Genomic DNA, 762 nt, shown 5'->3' with positions numbered 1-762 from the left:
GGGGTGGAGCAGCCCGGTAGCTCGTCAGGCTCATAACCTGAAGGCCGCAGGTTCAAATCCTGCCCCCGCAACCAAATTTTCCAAATAAAAACAAACAATTAGGTCGCCTCATGGGCGGCCTTTTGTCGTTCCAGAACACCAACTGGAATCATATAGGAATCAAACGGCGGAGAAATCCAGCGTAGCAGGCCGTCGCATGGAGCGCGGCGCTGGTGGCCCGGGAAGGGAAGGAATCGGGGTGACGTCCTTAAGGTCAGTCGTCTGAAATCGGTCTCAGAGCCCCAGTTCACCGTCTCTTTGCGGTCAGATGAAAGCTTCCACAAATTTACGACACGACTTTAAGAGGTCACGGGAAAGCTCGTCATCGTTAAGTGCGCGAGCAACTGCTACCCCCCCGATCATGAGCGCGCTAATGGCTAGAGCGCTATCTGAATCTTTGATGGTGGGAAGTGCGCTGACTTTGTCGACGATATCTTTATAGACCTGCGTATAAGTTTCTCGTATCTCGCCTTCCTGTTTGGCAACGTCAGTGGCCAGAAATGCCAAAGGGCAAGGGGAACCTTCTTGCCTGACATGCGACATATCGAGATATTTTCTGATTAATTCAGTGAGCGCGGGCTGGTCAATTTTGTCAGAAAGAGTGGCGACAGGGCCATTACTAGGGCGTGTCGTCAGTTAAACGGGGGGATTATGAAGCTTGTACTCCCGTTTGATCTGCGATGTTTTCTTCCTGTTTCTGGAACGGGGAGAGTGTGAATGCGA

1 protein-coding gene is annotated in these 762 nt (G+C 51.8%); it reads right to left on the bottom strand.

The features are described from left to right. Nucleotides 1–303: 303 nt before the first annotated feature. Nucleotides 304–582 (bottom strand): hypothetical protein, encoded by a 279-nt coding sequence (locus B7449_RS17100; protein ID WP_141654796.1) that lies wholly within the window; start codon nt 580–582, stop codon nt 304–306. Nucleotides 583–762: the final 180 nt, after the last annotated feature.

This window comes from Komagataeibacter intermedius TF2 (assembly GCF_000964425.1).
Lineage (GTDB): Bacteria > Pseudomonadota > Alphaproteobacteria > Acetobacterales > Acetobacteraceae > Komagataeibacter > Komagataeibacter intermedius.
Note: the sequence above shows the minus strand (reverse complement) of the source record. Positions and strands in the feature narration are given on the sequence as shown.